This is a genomic window from Moorena sp. SIO4E2, from assembly GCF_010671945.1.
Taxonomy (GTDB): Bacteria; Cyanobacteriota; Cyanobacteriia; order Cyanobacteriales; family Coleofasciculaceae; genus Moorena; species Moorena producens.
Window position 1 is genome coordinate 1 of record NZ_JAAHIE010000130.1, and the last position, 15,561, is coordinate 15,561.

General features: G+C 44.4%; 20 protein-coding genes. 11 read left to right on the forward strand and 9 right to left on the reverse strand.

The annotated features are described in order from the left end of the window. The first annotated feature begins 153 nt into the window (after positions 1-153). Positions 154-900, forward strand: a complete 747-nt coding sequence (locus tag F6K37_RS15650; RefSeq protein WP_008186384.1) for a creatininase family protein — start codon at positions 154-156, stop codon at positions 898-900. Between the two features lie 23 nt (positions 901-923). Here the strand turns inward: F6K37_RS15650 and F6K37_RS15655 are convergent, their stop codons facing one another. Continuing rightward, on the reverse strand, positions 924-1,082 hold the full coding sequence (locus F6K37_RS15655; protein ID WP_287251086.1) for a hypothetical protein: 159 nt from the start codon (positions 1,080-1,082) through the stop codon (positions 924-926). Positions 1,083-1,142: 60 nt separating this feature from the next. Beyond that, positions 1,143-2,741, reverse strand: coding sequence for a DNA repair protein RadA (gene radA, locus F6K37_RS15660; RefSeq protein ID WP_008186382.1), 1,599 nt, complete (start codon positions 2,739-2,741; stop codon positions 1,143-1,145). Between the two features lie 204 nt (positions 2,742-2,945). Between radA and rpaB the strand changes: the two genes are divergently transcribed. From rpaB to F6K37_RS15675, 3 genes are all read left to right on the forward strand, one after another. Further along, a complete protein-coding gene (gene rpaB / locus F6K37_RS15665) occupies positions 2,946-3,674 on the forward strand; it encodes a response regulator transcription factor RpaB (RefSeq protein WP_008186378.1) in 729 nt (242 codons plus the stop codon). Between the two features lie 61 nt (positions 3,675-3,735). Next, on the forward strand, positions 3,736-4,380 hold the full coding sequence (locus F6K37_RS15670) for a cofactor assembly of complex C subunit B (protein ID WP_008186376.1): 645 nt from the start codon (positions 3,736-3,738) through the stop codon (positions 4,378-4,380). Positions 4,381-4,408: 28 nt separating this feature from the next. Beyond that, positions 4,409-4,948, forward strand: coding sequence for a DUF456 domain-containing protein (locus tag F6K37_RS15675; RefSeq protein WP_008186373.1), 540 nt, complete (start codon positions 4,409-4,411; stop codon positions 4,946-4,948). A 68-nt stretch (positions 4,949-5,016) separates the two neighbouring features. Here F6K37_RS15675 and F6K37_RS15680 read toward each other — a convergent pair whose 3' ends face one another. Continuing rightward, a complete protein-coding gene (locus tag F6K37_RS15680) occupies positions 5,017-6,267 on the reverse strand; it encodes a competence/damage-inducible protein A (RefSeq protein ID WP_287251088.1) in 1,251 nt (416 codons plus the stop codon). Between the two features lie 1,171 nt (positions 6,268-7,438). Here F6K37_RS15680 and F6K37_RS15685 point away from each other — a divergent pair. From F6K37_RS15685 to sodC, 4 genes are all read left to right on the forward strand, one after another. Then, complete coding sequence (locus F6K37_RS15685) at positions 7,439-7,780, forward strand: hypothetical protein (protein WP_008186367.1); 342 nt, start codon at positions 7,439-7,441, stop codon at positions 7,778-7,780. Positions 7,781-7,895: 115 nt separating this feature from the next. Continuing rightward, on the forward strand, positions 7,896-8,237 hold the full coding sequence (locus F6K37_RS15690) for a hypothetical protein (protein WP_008186364.1): 342 nt from the start codon (positions 7,896-7,898) through the stop codon (positions 8,235-8,237). Between the two features lie 145 nt (positions 8,238-8,382). Continuing rightward, on the forward strand, positions 8,383-8,511 hold the full coding sequence (locus tag F6K37_RS15695) for a hypothetical protein (protein WP_287251090.1): 129 nt from the start codon (positions 8,383-8,385) through the stop codon (positions 8,509-8,511). 17 nt (positions 8,512-8,528) lie between these two features. Then, complete coding sequence (sodC, locus tag F6K37_RS15700; RefSeq protein ID WP_287251092.1) at positions 8,529-9,059, forward strand: superoxide dismutase [Cu-Zn] SodC; 531 nt, start codon at positions 8,529-8,531, stop codon at positions 9,057-9,059. Positions 9,060-9,119: 60 nt separating this feature from the next. On the opposite strand, the gene F6K37_RS15705 is transcribed toward sodC, so the two are convergent. Together F6K37_RS15705 and F6K37_RS15710 are read right to left on the reverse strand one after the other, a co-directional pair. Beyond that, complete coding sequence (locus F6K37_RS15705; RefSeq protein ID WP_287251093.1) at positions 9,120-9,602, reverse strand: NUDIX domain-containing protein; 483 nt, start codon at positions 9,600-9,602, stop codon at positions 9,120-9,122. Between the two features lie 363 nt (positions 9,603-9,965). Next, positions 9,966-10,664 (reverse strand): uracil-DNA glycosylase, encoded by a 699-nt coding sequence (locus tag F6K37_RS15710; protein WP_287251095.1) that lies wholly within the window; start codon positions 10,662-10,664, stop codon positions 9,966-9,968. A gap of 164 nt (positions 10,665-10,828) precedes the next feature. Here F6K37_RS15710 and F6K37_RS15715 point away from each other — a divergent pair, with 164 nt between their 5' ends. Beyond that, a complete protein-coding gene (locus F6K37_RS15715) occupies positions 10,829-11,551 on the forward strand; it encodes a phosphoribosyltransferase (protein ID WP_287251096.1) in 723 nt (240 codons plus the stop codon). Between the two features lie 15 nt (positions 11,552-11,566). Next, the gene (locus tag F6K37_RS15720; protein WP_287251098.1) at positions 11,567-11,869 is read left to right on the forward strand and encodes a hypothetical protein; all 303 of its coding nucleotides are present in this window, start codon (positions 11,567-11,569) and stop codon (positions 11,867-11,869) included. Here F6K37_RS15720 and F6K37_RS15725 read toward each other — a convergent pair. Continuing rightward, positions 11,862-12,413, reverse strand: coding sequence for an RNA 2'-phosphotransferase (locus F6K37_RS15725; RefSeq protein WP_287251099.1), 552 nt, complete (start codon positions 12,411-12,413; stop codon positions 11,862-11,864). The genes F6K37_RS15720 and F6K37_RS15725 overlap by 8 nt on opposite strands. Positions 12,414-12,624: 211 nt before the next feature. Here F6K37_RS15725 and F6K37_RS15730 point away from each other — a divergent pair, with 211 nt between their 5' ends. Further along, entirely contained in the window at positions 12,625-12,786 is a 162-nt protein-coding gene (locus F6K37_RS15730) for a hypothetical protein (protein WP_287251100.1), read from the forward strand. 6 nt (positions 12,787-12,792) lie between these two features. Here the strand turns inward: F6K37_RS15730 and F6K37_RS15735 are convergent, their stop codons facing one another. From F6K37_RS15735 to F6K37_RS15745, 3 genes are all read right to left on the reverse strand, one after another. Next, positions 12,793-13,353, reverse strand: coding sequence for a 3'-5' exonuclease (locus F6K37_RS15735; protein WP_287251101.1), 561 nt, complete (start codon positions 13,351-13,353; stop codon positions 12,793-12,795). A gap of 359 nt (positions 13,354-13,712) precedes the next feature. Then, positions 13,713-13,841 carry a hypothetical protein gene (locus tag F6K37_RS15740; protein WP_267872020.1) on the reverse strand — a complete coding sequence of 43 codons (129 nt, stop codon included), beginning with the start codon at positions 13,839-13,841 and terminating at the stop codon, positions 13,713-13,715. A 35-nt stretch (positions 13,842-13,876) separates the two neighbouring features. Next, positions 13,877-15,346 carry a sodium/pantothenate symporter gene (locus tag F6K37_RS15745; protein ID WP_287251102.1) on the reverse strand — a complete coding sequence of 490 codons (1,470 nt, stop codon included), beginning with the start codon at positions 15,344-15,346 and terminating at the stop codon, positions 13,877-13,879. Positions 15,347-15,561: the final 215 nt, after the last annotated feature.

Here is a 15,561-nt window from a genome sequence, read left to right on the forward strand (position 1 = left end):
AGACAAGATGGGTGGTAGGCTTGACTCCAATTGCTGTTTGACCACCCCTCACTCAAGCAACAATAAATTGCACCTTGACCCGTGGTACCGGGTTTACCCCGATTAATCACGGTTTAAGAGTATCCCACAACAACTAACCCTCTAAAATGAACCATGCTGCTACACTTGAGTACTTGGAAAGAAATTGAAGCTTACCTAAAGCAATCACCAGGGATTATTCTGCCCATTGGTTCAACGGAACAACATGGACCAACGGGGTTGATTGGCACCGACGCAATATGTGCAGAAGCGATCGCAAAAGGTGTGTCTGAAGCAACCAATGCCCTAGTTGCTCCCACCATTAATGTCGGGATGGCGCTACACCACACGGCTTTTCCCGGTAGCATCAGTTTGAAACCGAGTACATTAATTCAGGTGATCAAAGATTATCTGACTTGCTTGACTAGAGCTGGGTTCACCAAGTTTTTCTTTATCAATGGTCATGGGGGTAATATCGCTACCCTTAAGGCAGCGTTTTCTGAAAGTTACGCCCACTTGAGCGATTTACAGATTCCTAATGGGGAAAGGGTTCAGTGTCGGGTAGCTAATTGGTTTATGTGCCGTTCTGTCTATAAATTAGCTAAGGAGTTGTATGGGAATCAAGAAGGTTCCCATGCTACTCCTTCTGAGGTAGCACTTACCCAATATCTCTATCCCGAAGCCATTAAACGAGCACCCCTGTCAGAAACCGTTGCGTCTGGACACCCAATTTATGGAGCCGCAGATTTTCGTCGCCGTTATCCCGATGGTCGTATGGGGTCTAATCCAGCCTTAGCAACACCGCAACATGGTAAGCAGTTTTATGAGTTGGCAGTCAAGGAGTTGAGTAGTAGTTATTTGGAGTTTATGGCCGCAGATTGAATCGGGAAGTTAGAATTTAGAATTTAGAATTTAGAATTTAGAATCGGGAATCGGGAATCGGGAATCGGGAATCGGGAATCGGGAATTGGGAATCGGGAATCGGGAACATTATCAAAGAGATAGGATATGATATACCGATAATTACCCTTAATAAAAATCTCCCCATCTCCCCATCTCCCCATCTCCCCATCTCCCCACCCTCCTGGTTATGATGGGTATTCAACCGAACTTGATCTTAGATCTTAGATCTGATCCTCGATATCTTCAGGGAAGTCCTGGCGTAATCCCCCAGGCAAGGCAGCAATAATGGCATCTAGTACTCTCGATACTTGAATAATTTCAATACCGAGATCAGGTAAGGTTTGACCTTTGGGTACAATGGCTCGCTTGAACCCTAACTTGGCAGCTTCTTTGAGTCGGAGTTCCATCTGAGAGACTAGTCGCACTTGCCCCCCTAAGCTGATTTCACCAATCATAACCGTGCGAGGATCGACAACGCGATCGCGAAAACTAGCTACTACCGCAATAGCCATTCCTAAATCAGCTGCTGGTTCTTCTACTCCTAGCCCTCCTGCTGTTGCTACATAAGCATCTAATTTGGATAGGGGAATCCCAACTCGCTTTTCCAACACTGCCAGGATTTGTTGTAAGCGGTTGTAATCAACTCCAGTGGTTGAGCGGCGGGGTGCCCCATAACTAGCAGGACTTACTAGGGCTTGCAACTCTACCAGAATCGGACGAGTACCTTCACAAGCCACTACAGTAGCAGTACCAGGACTCATTTCATCTCGGTTACCCAAAAACAGATCAGAAGGATTCAAGACTTCCTGCAAACCGTTGCTGACCATTTCAAAAATACCGATTTCATGAGTAGCCCCAAAGCGGTTTTTAACAGAACGCAGTAGCCGGTGGGAAGCAAAGCGATCGCCTTCAAAGTACAATACAGTATCGACTAAGTGTTCCAGTACCCTTGGTCCTGCGATCGCGCCTTCTTTGGTCACATGACCCACAATTAACAGAGTAATGTTTGACCGCTTTGCTACCTGCATCAGGGCAGAGGTACATTCCCGCACTTGAGCAACAGAACCAGGAGCAGAGGTCAAGGCCGGAAAATAAAGAGTCTGAATACTGTCAATCACTGCTACCTGAGGTTTGAGGGACTCCAACTCTCGCAGAATTTCCTCTAAATCAGTTTCTGGTAGAATATACAGCTCAGCGTCTTTAGAGTCAGACTCTTGAGAGTCAGACTCTTGAGCGGCTATAGGGGTTTTAGAAGACTTAGACTTAGAAGACTTAGACTTAGAAGACTTAGACTTAGAAGACTTAGGGTCGTTTTTGACCCTACTGTTATTAGATTCGAGATCAGAGGTTTCTGCTGATACCACACCCAGGCGAGATGCTCGCAGTTTTACCTGCTGTCCTGATTCTTCTGCACAAACGTATAGAATGCGATGTAACTTGGCAAGTTGATTGGCAACTTGGAGCATTAAGGTTGATTTGCCAATGCCTGGATCGCCACCAATTAATACTAAAGACCCAGGCACAACGCCACCTCCGAGCACTCGGTCGAGTTCCCCATAGCCTGAGGGGAAGCGGATCTCGACAGTATCAACAATTTCTGAGAAGGTAAGGGATGATCTGGGTTGAGCCGGTCCAGTGTTAGGCTCGTGGTTATCCGAATAAGTATTGGATTGCCAACCCCCGCGACTGATTTTGACCGGAGTTGGGGGAGCTACCTCATCCAAGGAATTGTAAGTACCACAGGCAGGACATTTGCCGAACCATTGGGAGGACTCAGCACCACAGGCATTACACACATAGAGCGTTTTAGGCTTCGGCATCCTACTTGAAAAGTCTTAAAAACTCTTAAAAAAACTCAATAATTAAATTAACATTAATGAAAGTCAAGGAAGACTTCACCAGCAAGGAAAATATAATTCTCAACGATAAAACCAACTTTGTAAAGGGTTACATTTTAGAGATAAACTACTGATAAATTAATAAATCATTAATCTTACTTCACCATTTCAGGAGTATAACGTCCATTGGAAACTCATAAAGAAAAAATTCTTGTTGTTGATGACGAGGCCAGTATCCGTCGAATATTAGAAACTAGGTTATCCATGATTGGCTACGAAGTAGTCACAGCCGCTGATGGAGAAGAAGCCCTAAACACATTTCGTGATACAGAGCCTGACCTAGTGGTGTTAGATGTGATGATGCCAAAGCTAGACGGCTATGGTGTCTGTCAAGAATTACGCAAGGAATCAGACATTCCCATTATTATGCTAACTGCTTTAGGGGATGTAGCTGACCGGATTACCGGTCTAGAGTTAGGAGCAGATGACTATGTGGTCAAGCCCTTTTCTCCAAAAGAATTGGAAGCCCGTATTCGTTCCGTACTGCGCAGGTTTGATAAAGTGGGGGCTGCTGGTATTCCTAGTTCTGGGGTGATTCATGTCGGGAGTATCAAAATCGACACCAATAAGCGACAAGTCTACAAAGGGGATGAGCGGATTCGCCTGACTGGGATGGAGTTCAGTCTTCTAGAGTTATTAGTCAGACGTTCCGGAGAACCATTCTCCCGTTCTGAAATTTTGCAGGAAGTGTGGGGCTATACCCCTGAACGCCATGTGGATACCCGTGTAGTAGATGTCCACATCTCCCGGTTACGAGCCAAGTTAGAGGATGATCCTAGTAATCCTGAGCTAATTCTCACCGCACGAGGTACAGGTTATTTGTTCCAACGGATCATTGAACCAGATGACAAATAATAACACCTTGATGTTTCGTTTCAGCTGCGTAAGTCCTGAACTAATAACCAACAGGTGAGTGATGGCTAAACCCGACCAAAATGATGTACTGCGGCTGCTGCCATTTGCGGTTGGAGGATTGGCAGGGGGTCTGTTGCTGATCAATCGTTTATTAACCTCCCAGCTCACCAATTCTCAAGCTCGTTCTGATGCTGTAGGGGTAATTGTTTGTGCTGTATTGATTTTGACAGGTTTACTGTGGCAGCAGGTACAGCCCAAACCTCCTGATGCCGTTAAACTGATTGGCGAAGAGGGTTTCGACCTCGCTCCAGAGCTGCCAGATCAGGTCAAAACTGAATTAGCCTGGGCATCCCATCTATTACTGACTAATACAGTAACGCGATCGCTTGTGGTGGTATACCAAGGCAAAGTCCTGCTCCGGCGGGGGATCTTGGGCAAAAATCCCCAAGTCGAGCCTGGAGCCATTCTCAAGCGGGTTCTAGAAACTCAAAAAGCCGTGTATCTGGTTAACCTGAAGCTCTATCCAGGGCGACTTGAATTTGACTACTTGCCTGATAACACACAAGGTGTCATATGTCAACCGATTGGCAACCAAGGAGCGCTAATTTTGGCAGCCAATGCTCCCCGAAGTTACACTAAACAAGATGAAAAGTGGATTGAGGGGATTGCTGATAAAGTCGCCAATACTCTCTCTGGTCATTTATAAGATGTGGGTACCGCTTCGAATTTAAATAATGTGGTTAATCATTTTGTACTGGTTCCTGATTCTGCTGATGCTAGTAGGCATTATTGGTTCGGTTGTTCCTGGCATTCCCGGTGCCATGTTGATTTTAGCTGCCACCATAATTTGGGGTATTGCTGAGGGCTTTAGTAGCGTCACCTGGGCATTGGGCGTAGCTATCTTTGTGTTGCTACTGGGTATGGGGGTCGATTTTTTAGCCGCTTACTGGGGAGCCAAAAAAGCTGGTGCTAGTAATTGGGGACAAATTGGTTCCATAATCGGCTTGTTCATGGGGGTGTTTGGTCTTTTACCCGCCTTGCCCTTCGGCGGACCGTTACTAGGGATTTTGCTTGGACCGTTGTTAGGGGCGTTTGTAGGTGAGTTTCTCTATCAACGGAAGTTAAAGTTACAGGATAGAATTAAGCAATCCTTTAAAGCTGGCTTGGGGATTGTAGTCGGTTCATTGGTAGGAAATTTGATTCAGGCAATGCTTGCGATCGCTACTGTGGTGGTGTTTATTTTCACCACTTGGCCCCCAGGTGCAGGGATTTAGCTTGAAATTTAGATTGAACAGGGTGATGGGGTGCACTACTGCCTGCTAAATAACGCTAACTAACAAGTTCACCGACTCAGCAATTTGCACCGTAGGCGATCAAGGGCATAGCAGGCGCTGATGTGACGTAGGTCAGACCGACTCCGATGTTGACCCAAGGTGTACTTGTAGCATTCTAAAATGCCATCTGGTCCGGCTAGACCAATGTAAACTAGACCCACAGGCTTGGTATCGGTATTGCCTCCAGGTCCAGCTATGCCTGTAATACTAAGTGACCAGGTTGAAGAAAGAAGCGATCGCACTCCTGTTGCCATTTGCTCTGCTACAACCTTACTTACCGCCCCCATCGCCTTCAAATCTGAGGAATTCACTCCCAGTACACCAGTTTTCACAGCGTTATCATAAGCAATGATACCTCCGAGAAAATAATTAGAACTCCCCGGGACACTGGTTATCATACTGCCAATACCGCCGCCAGTACAGGATTCTGCTACGCTCAAAGTTTCTGAGGCAGCCGTTAATAGCTCACCCACTACAGAGGCTAGGGTATCGGTGTCAGTACCGAAATAGTTAATTCCCCCAATCTCCTGTAATTTTTGGGCTACTGGTTCAATTAGCTGTTGCGCTTCACTTTCTGAAGCCGCACGGGCAGAAACTCTTAACCTAACTTGTCCCTTACTAGCATAGGGAGCAACGGTGGGGTTGGTAAGGTCAAAAAAGGGAGCAACTTTCTCAGCCAAAGCCGATTCTCCAATTCCCCAAAACCGCAACATCCGGCTATAAACGATTTCTTTACCCCAGCCTTGGCTTTTGAGATAGGGAACAGCCGTGTCTCGCCACATCTGATGCATTTCCCTAGGAACACCAGGAAACGTGAGAATGCTTAAATCAGCACGGGGTTTCCAGATGATACCAGGAGCTGTTCCATTCAAGTTGGGTAATACTTGTGCCCCTTCCGGGATTAGGGCTTGCTTGCGGTTATTGGTAGTTAATTGACGTCCCCGCCGGGCAAACTTCTGAGTGATGTCCTCTATAACATCTGGTTCTTCAATCAGAGGAGCCCCAAAAAATTTAGCGATCGCTTCCGTGGTCAAGTCATCGGGCGTCGGACCAAGACCACCAGTAAATATTAGGATAGTGGAGCGCTCACTAGCAATTGCCAATACTTGCTGTAAACGCCCGATATTATCTCCCACTACTGTCTGATAGTAGTGAGGAATCCCCAATGCGGCTAGCTCCTGGGCTAAAAACTGAGAATTGCTGTTGAGAATATCCCCCAGCAGTAGTTCGGTACCTACACAAATAATTTCTGCACTCATCGATTATGCCTCAGGGGCAAGATAACATTCATTTCTTTCGGCTCTTATCTTATAATCCCACACTGACAGCAATTTTAAAACTATAGCGTTTTCACATGATATGTGAAACTAGGATTGATCTAAAAAGGTAACAGGTAATAGGTAATAGGTAATAGGGAGTAGGTAATATAGCCTTAAAAATTATCCTAATTTATTTATTATACCTATAAATATAGCAGAAGTCAGAAGTCAGAAGTCAGAAGTCAGAAGTCAGAAGTCAAACTCTTGCGCTTACAAAGGGTGTGAGACTTTTGTCATGTCCTAACTGCTCTGGCGACTGCTATACTATAATTTTATTTTTCATGAAAAATAAAATTATGTTAGGTAAATTAAGAGCAGCATAAAATATATACCAGTATTTTTTTGTGTTATGCTAAATCATCAACATTGGGGTTGATTATCTATTTTTAAATGCTATATTTAGTAGTGTTTGATAGGGTTTATCATAGTTATGATGTACACAGGTTTTTTTTCCGATTCCCTGTGGGTGCATCTCACTGTCTTGATGATTTTTAACGACAAATTAAGTACATTTTCTTATCCCCCACACCCGGTCACCCCACACCCGGTCACCCCACACCTGAGGTCTTTGTAAAAAACCTACCCTTATGAGGGAGGGTGGGGAGGGTGGGGAGGGTGGGGAGGGTGGGAAGTGTGGGGAGGGTGGGAAGTGTGGGGAGATGGGGGAAATTTTTATTAAGGGTAATTATCCTGACATGATATTACGGCAAACCAGTAGGTCAAGGCGAGGGTAGTGATAAACATGATGTCAAAGCCTCCGAGGGAAAATGCCTGGAGACTGATTCGTCGGGTTCGTTTCACATAGGTGCGCTCTTACCATTAAGAATTAAATTCGCCACGGGTCGCACCTGAGTTGCTCATGATCCTGACCCGGTGATGGCCTCACGAAAACAACATGATAAACGACGGTATCGACTGGAATTCAAAATACTTTCGTACCAGTACGTGGTTGATTAGTTTTGTCAGTCAACCAGGGTTAATTCAGTTTCCTTAGCAACACCTTATCAAATTCTCAGTTAACGGTCACTTCCTCCTCAGTTAAGACCTGCATTCTAGTAATTAAAGATAAGCAGTTAACCAATTAAGCGAATCAACCTTAGGAGGAACAAACATGAAACGTCTCGTACTTGGCAGTTTAGGCACTTTGTTGATTGCCACCGCTACCACTCCCGTCTTAGCATCGGAAATCGCTGCCAACTCCACCACCAGCCGTAACAATATTGTCGAAGTTCAACCGTTTAACCTGGTCTATCTCGGTTATCAAGGCTACTTTGCTGACCAAGGTATTCCCAGTAATGCTGCTTTCATCAGCGCTGTAAAAACCAAGAGAATTACCGCCAAAGACCTCGTAGCCAGTGCTATTGAAAGAGGAAGATTATCCCCAGAAACTATCAATGATTCTAGCTATCTGGCTCATGTAAACACTCAACTATCCAACCTGGATCGGGATTAATACTTATGTAAACATTAACTGATAGCTGAATGCTTACATAAGTTAAGACCTACATTCTAGTAATTAAAGATAAGCAGTTAACCAATTAAGCGAATCAACCCTAGGAGGAACAAAAATGAAACGTCTCGTACTTGGCAGTTTAGGCACTTTGTTGATTGCCACCGCTACCACTCCCGTCTTAGCATCGGAAATCGCTGCCAACTCCACCACCAGCCGTAACAATATTGTCGAAGTTCAACCGTTTAACCTGGTCTATCTCGGTTATCAAGGCTACTTTGCTGACCAAGGTATTCCCAGTAATGCTGCTTTCATCAGCGCTATAAAAAGCAAGAGAATTACCGCCAAAGACCTCGTAGCCAGTGCTATTGCAAGAGGAAGATTATCCCCAGAAACCATCCATGATTCTAGCTATCTGGCTCATGTGAACACTCAACTATCCAACCTGGATCGGGATTAATACTTAGGTAGCGCATATGCGCTACCTCCCAGCGTCGAAGCCTGTGCCACGCAAGCTACGCGGTCAGCTGACCGCTGTCAGCTGATTTTCTCTAGAATCAGCGCGTCACTGTTGTATACTCCAGTTGAGAGCCCTGAGCTCGATAGTGATCATCATCCTACTTTGTCTGACCGTAGAAGGATGGAAAACTCAGCTCAAGCTCAAAAAAGTTACGGTAGGGAATAGCGAAACGGAAATCCAAAAGGTTCTCAAACCCTTGGAGACCTATCTGTAAGTGGGGTGTAGTTGAGTATGAAAATTATCAGCCTATTAGCTGCGATCGCAATATTTATAATCTCGGCTTGTTCCAATCAATCCGTGTCAACACCACTAACCGTCACCATGCATTTGACTGATACCAAAGGCATTGGTGAAGAGATTGGCATTGTCAAAGCAACCCAAACCGAGAAGGGTCTGCAGCTAACTTCGAATCTGTCTGGATTAACTCCTGGAGAACATGGCTTCCATGTCCATGCAAAGCCCAACTGTGGTCCAGGCCAGAAGGAAGGTAAAGTAGTTTCTGGCTTAGCTGCTGGTGGTCATTATGATCCAGAAAATACCGGCAAACATGAAGGACCATTCGGTAATGGTCATTTAGGTGATTTGCCAAGGCTAGTGGTTAATAAACAGGGTGTTGCTAAGACTCCAGTAGTAGCCCCACGGTTAAAGGTTGCTGACCTTAAGGGTCACTCTCTGATCATTCACGCTCAAGGTGACAATTATTCAGATATTCCCAAACCCTTGGGAGGGGGTGGTGCTCGAGTGGCTTGTGGTGTGATTTAGCAATAGTGTTGTGCTTTTTAGTTAACAGTAACTGATGGGGAATTTGATATTCCCCATTTCTTATTCAATCCCTAAAGACTTTTGGATCAGCTTATTATTGGTTTGAATCAGTTCTTGTTGTTCTGGCCAGAATAATGTTGGTAATTCATCTATCGGAAACCACCGCAGCTGGTAACTGAGATTTGGATCAGTAGGAGTGCCGTCAATTTGGTCAGTAATGAACAGAAAATAGTAAGTTTTTTTCCAACACTGTTTGGCAAAGTCTAATCGTTCCTTAACTCCCAGTTCAGCAATAAATTTCAGGTCATTTAAGCCCGCTTCTTCCGCAATTTCGCGCTCTGCCGCCTCTAAAATGGTTTCTCCTGGTTCTACATGACCTTTGGGTAAGACGTATTCAAGTCTATTGCCTTCTTGAACAAGAGCAATGTATATCTGCTGCTCCCAACGGCGGGCAACAATACCACCAGCGGAGGTAGCGTCAGAAACTCCAGGTGGTCGTTGGTACCAAGTTTCATCAATAATCATTTTTACAGCAGTTTTCAATTGGGTCAGCTACAAATTATTAGGTTTTAGGGAGTAGGGAGTAGGGAGCGGTGCGACCCGTGGCGAATTTAATTACGGGTCAAGCGCACCGAGGGAGTAGGGGGAATAAAATTGACTGTACGTCATTACTATTAAAAATTATATAATTAGGTTGTATCCTATCCGGTTGACTACTTATCATTCTTGGTTGTTCGTCAATTTAAAATTGGAATAAAAAGTTTTAATTTACCATTGAAAGTTGTCAATTAACAATTAGCATTTAACACTTAACACTTAACTAATCTCTACTCCCTCTTATCTCTTCCCTCTTATCTCTTCCCTGTTCCCTACTCCCTACTCCCTATTCCCTAATATCTATTGCATCTAAGATCGAATCTCGTCTAACTTAGCACGCACTTTCTGGATATCTTGCCACATCAGCCACTTTGGACTACCTGGATCTCGTTTCGGATTCCGGAGTAGGTAAGCAGGATGGAGAATGGGCATACACCACTTATGCCCTTCCCATTCCATCCAGGTGCCGCGAATCTTTGTAATGCCCTTCTTGTTACCAGTTAAGCCTTTTACCGCTGTCGCACCAGTGAACAGAATAATTTGGGGGTCTACTAGGCGGATTTGTTCCAACAAGTAAGGTTTGCACGCCTCAATTTCATCAGGAGTAGGGGTGCGGTTACCAGGAGGTCGGCACTTGACCATATTACAAATATATACATCTTGTTCACTATCGATTTTCACAGATGCCAAAATTTTCTCCAACAGTTTCCCTGCTCTGCCTACAAAGGGCTTACCGGTCTCATCTTCTTGTTTACCCGGTCCTTCTCCAATAATCATAATTAGGGCCTTAGGGTTGCCACGTCCAATAACAGCTTGAGTGCGGGTAGCTCCTAATTCGCAGCGTTGGCAAGATTGACAGTGTTGTGTCAATGATTCCATGGTTTCGTAAGTGCCAGCAGGAATAGGGATTTTGGCATCAGTGGGGATTAGCTCCCTTTGGACATTGTTGGGCGGTGATGGGGTTAACTCTGACTCGTCAAAAAGACTAAGTTGTTCTCCGTTGGACATGAGGACTCACAGAAATTTTTGCAGGCATAAGGCACCTTACTACTAATAGTAGATTCAGGAGATTGTGAGCAACTAATTATTACAATTCTTTCTTTTGATACAGTAATCTTGACAAAAATCGGTAATTATAATATAAGTCAGGCAACTTCATACCGGAGGAAGCCATGCACACTGTCCCGCTGTTTAGCGATCGCGCTGATGCCGGTGAGCAACTCGCTCAAGCACTTATCCCCCTGGTGAGCAGGCTGCACGCTACAGGTATTGATGCAAAGCCTATTGTATACGCACTACCTCGGGGGGGTATCCCAGTAGCAGCACCAGTAGCTCGGGCACTGGATTGTCCCCTAGATATTATAGTCGCCAAAAAAATTACCACGGCTCGCAACCCAGAATTAGCAATCGGTGCAGTGACTTCGTCGGGAGTTGTACTGTGGTCTGGGCAAAGGCGATGGCGAAACAAAAATCCTCAATGGCGAGAAATAGTATTAGCTCAAGCTCAAGAAAAAGCCCAAGCTCAGCTAGCTCAACTGCAACCGGGTTGTCCGAAAACCAATCCTACTGGTGCCCTAGCCTTGCTGGTTGATGATGGCATTGCTACTGGGATGACCATAGCAGCAGCAACCGAAGCAGTAAAAGCCCACAATCCAGCACAGGTTTGGATTTGCACACCAGTGGCACCAAGAGGATTAATACGCTGGTTATCACAGTGGTGCGATCGCATGGTTATCTTACAAACACCGGAACCCTTTCTAAGTGTTAGCCGCTTCTACCTGAACTTTCCTCAAGTTAAAACTCAAGAAGCTCTAAGCTATTTACAGCAGCATAACTATAAGCATAACTATATTACAATATCAGAGTCTTCAGTCAACGCTAGCCTAGAGCATTAACTATCTGCTTTAATTATGAGACTTTGGCAGTTTTGGTGGCGAACATTAGTGCTTTCAACCCAGTACAATCCACCAGAGTTCGTTGAATTAATGATGACCTCATTGGCAATGGCTTTACTAGCCACCTGGGGATATACCAGTGACTGGCCCTATCTGGTACTCAGTTCTAGCTTTGCCATGGGAGCAGCCGTATCCATGTGGGTAAGGGGTACAACCATGCCTTCCTCTAATTCCCGTATGGTGCAGGTAATGGCTATCCTGTTGATCATCTACAGCTTTTATGCTTTTTCTCACCTTGTCGATGACATTTTTACTTAATTTTAAACTGTAAATACTCTGGTGAGACCCAATCCACTAACCAGATTCCATTATCGGAACAATAGAAGCTGTGACCAGCTTTGTGCATAGCTGCAGCATCAATGGCAAAAACCACAGGGCGACCATGCCTTGCTCCAACTTTTTTTGCAATTGCCATATCCGTCGATAGATGGACATGGTGTCGCGACATTTTACACAAACCCTGGCGCAGAATTGACTCAACTGCGCGGTGACCCGTACCGTGATAAAGCACATCTGGTGGAACCACAACTTCTAGTTGCAAATCGACTTGAACCGTATGACCTTGATTGGCACGAATTCGGGTACCTGTGGAGTCGAAAGAAAAGCGCTTCTTGTCATTTTTGGCAACTACTTCATTTAAATCAGCACGGCTGATCCGAAAGGAATGCTTTTTAGACGCCGCCAGTAGTTCCTCAACACCAACCCAGCCACCAGGAGCGAGTGTGATTCCAATTCTCTGAGGCTGGTGCCGAAGATGCTGACTCAAATATTTACTAATTTTTACTAATCGAGACGGATTCATATTGATACAGCAGTTTTCAATTGGGTGAGGTACAAATTCTTAAGTTTTAGGGAGCAGGGAGTAGGGAGCAGGGAGCAGGTAATAGGTAATAGGTAATAGGTAATAGGTAATAGGTAATAGGTAATAGGTAATAGGTAATAGGTAATAGGTAATAGTAAAAAAATCCTGTGTACCTGATAGCTATGAAAAACCCTGTAAGTTTAAAATAGTGGTGATAAACATTATTAAAGACCGCGATACATTTTTTTTTATACTGTTTTCATCAATTATTATCCCTATTCCCTATTCCCTGTTCACTATTCCCGATTCCCGATTCCCGATTCCCGATTCCCGATTCCCGATTCCCGATTCCCGACTTCTGGAAAAAGTCTAGTCGAGATCATGGTCTAGTTCTTAATTGCAAAAGTAAGGTTGAGAATATCCGAGCAATATTCCAAGCATCATCTCCTCCCCGGTGGTGAGTACCTTCCAGCGGTAGATTGAGTAAATCCAAAGCTTGTGCCATACCAACTTCATGGGGCAAAGCTTGACTAATCGCAAACAAGGTTTTGATGTTGATATGTCTCGGACCGAAGGGATATCTCAAAAAACGAGATGTACACTGTTTTTGAAATTGATTTCGATCATAATCTCCATAGCTTGCCCACACTCGACGAGCAGATAAATACTTATCCTGTAGCATTGAACAAGCTTCAACAAAAGAAATTCCCTGGTCAACTTGCTCCTGGGTTAATGTAGTCAGTTTGGTACAGAATTCACTGACCCTTGAGCGTTCTGGTTTTACCAAAATACTATCTTTTTCCAGGGGCTTCCCAGAAACAACATCCAATACACAAATCCCAATTTCAATGATTTCGTTTTCTTGTCCTGGGGGTGGCTTCCCTTGCCAACAGGTGGCTTCAACATCCACAACAAGAATTTGGTCGAGTTTTTTGGACATATTAGCCTCCGGCTAGTTGACGTTTGTTGAAGGTTGAAGGTTAAAGGTTGAAGGTTGACGGTTGACGGTTGAAGGTTGGCAGGTTGAAGGTTGGCAAGTTGAAGCTTAAAGGTTGAAGGTTGAAGGTTGAAGGTTGAAGGTTGAAGGTTGAAGGTTGGTTGACGGTTGTTCACCCTTGGCATCCCTTGTAGTCTCTTTACTGGTGGGAAGGGGGAGGTATTTGGACAGACTTACTAGGGTGTCAGCCTACATTGATTGCCCAAATGCTTCCCCCCTACAAGGTTTTCAAGACGCTTTTAACTAAGTCATATACTTGTATTATAATATAATACAAGTTCTCAAGCACGTCTACTCAAGACTCAGCACTGACCACATTTATCATAGTAATGAGGTACACAAGATTTTTTCCTTGTTCCCTGCTCCCTACTCCCTGCTCCCTGCTCCCGACTCCCTCGGTGCGCTTTCCGTTGGCGAATTAAATTCGCCACGGGTCGCACCGCTCCCGACTCCCGACTCCCTTATATCAATCAAGTCTCCGGATCGGCTTGATTGATCCCACAACAATAATTAATGCTGAAAGAGCAACAATAGGGACAACTGGCAGAAAACCGAAGGTAAGACTTTTGGGAATAATCCCCAACTGAAAGCCAATCACTGCGGCTTCACCCACAAGAATCGATACAATGCAGGTTAGAGGATGAATAGTTTTGCTATACAATACTGCAATTACCGTCGGAAACAGTACTGCTAATCCGGTAAAGGCTTGGGTTGCGATCGCAGTAATCGTACCTGGGGGATTTTTGGCGATAATTAAACCAATAATTGCCAATAAAACAATCAGTACTCTACCAACAAAGGTTTGTTCTTTGAGGGAAGCGGTTTTACGGAAATAAGCAAAATAAATATCTCTGGTTAGCATGGAACTGAGGGCCAAAAGCTGGGAGTCTAAGGTTGACATCATTGCAGCTAATGCTCCCACCATCACTAAGGAGGCTAGCCAGATTGGTGTATGTTCTGTTAGCATCATCGGAAACACTTGATCAGATGCTTTTCCTGTCAGGTCAGAAAAGGAAATATGTCCCCACATTCCGATTAGCACCGGACAAATAAACATGGTAGCGCTTACCAGGGGATACATCACTACCGAAACTTTTAGAGAATTACTAGTTTTTGAAGCATAAAAGCGCATGAACATCTGGGGAAACATAGGGACACTAAGCATCCAGAGAATCATAAAGCTAAACCACTTACGATGTGTAAAAAAATTATCTATACCCTGTCGAGAAAACAATTCTGGTTTGAGGGTGTAGACAGTACGGTTAGCTTCAGCAATCCCTCCTAAACTAGAAGCAATTGCTGCCAATGCCGCTAACATTAAGGTAAACATTAAAACCCCTTGGATAACATCGGTTAGGGCAACGCTTCTCATCCCCCCCATGAACACATATAGCACGATCACAACTGTCAAAAAGGTAGCCCCTGTAAAATAGGGAATTTGTCCATTGGTTAACGTTTCAATAATATAGCCAGCTCCAATCGGTTGCAGGGTTAAGTAGGGAATGGTGAAAATTACCATAACCGCCAGAAAAATTAATTTGAGGGTATTGCTAATCCCAGGGGATACACCTGTCCTACGGAAACGGGCTTCAATCAATTCAGAAGGCGTGATTAAGCCGTGTTTGTTGCCTAAAAGCCAGACTCGATAACCGATAAAATAAAAGGTTAGTGCGATTAAGCCAGTTCCAAACCCCATCATTCCGTAATAACTCAGACCAATGCGATACCCTGATCCTGAAAATCCTAGAAAAGCGAAGGCGCTGAAATTGGTAGCAATTAGGGTAAAAAATAGGAGAATTGCTCCCATGTTACGGTCAGCTAAAAAATAATCATCAGGAGTGTTTTTTTGTTGGCGATAACCAACTAGACCTACCACAAGGGTTACTAATAAATACCCTGCCAGCACAACATAGGGAATAATCGAGTCTAGTGTCATATTTTTAACGGTCTTCCTTAGACGAAGTGTAAGCTATCAGCTATCACACCAATTAAAGTAGGGTGGGCAAAGTAATATAATCTAGAATACTCAAAAGAAGCAAACTGTTTTTGCCCACCCTACTATCAACTATCAGCTATCACACCAATTAAAGTAGGGTGGGCAAAGTAATATAATCTAGAATACTCAAAAGAAGCAAACTGTTTTTGCCCACA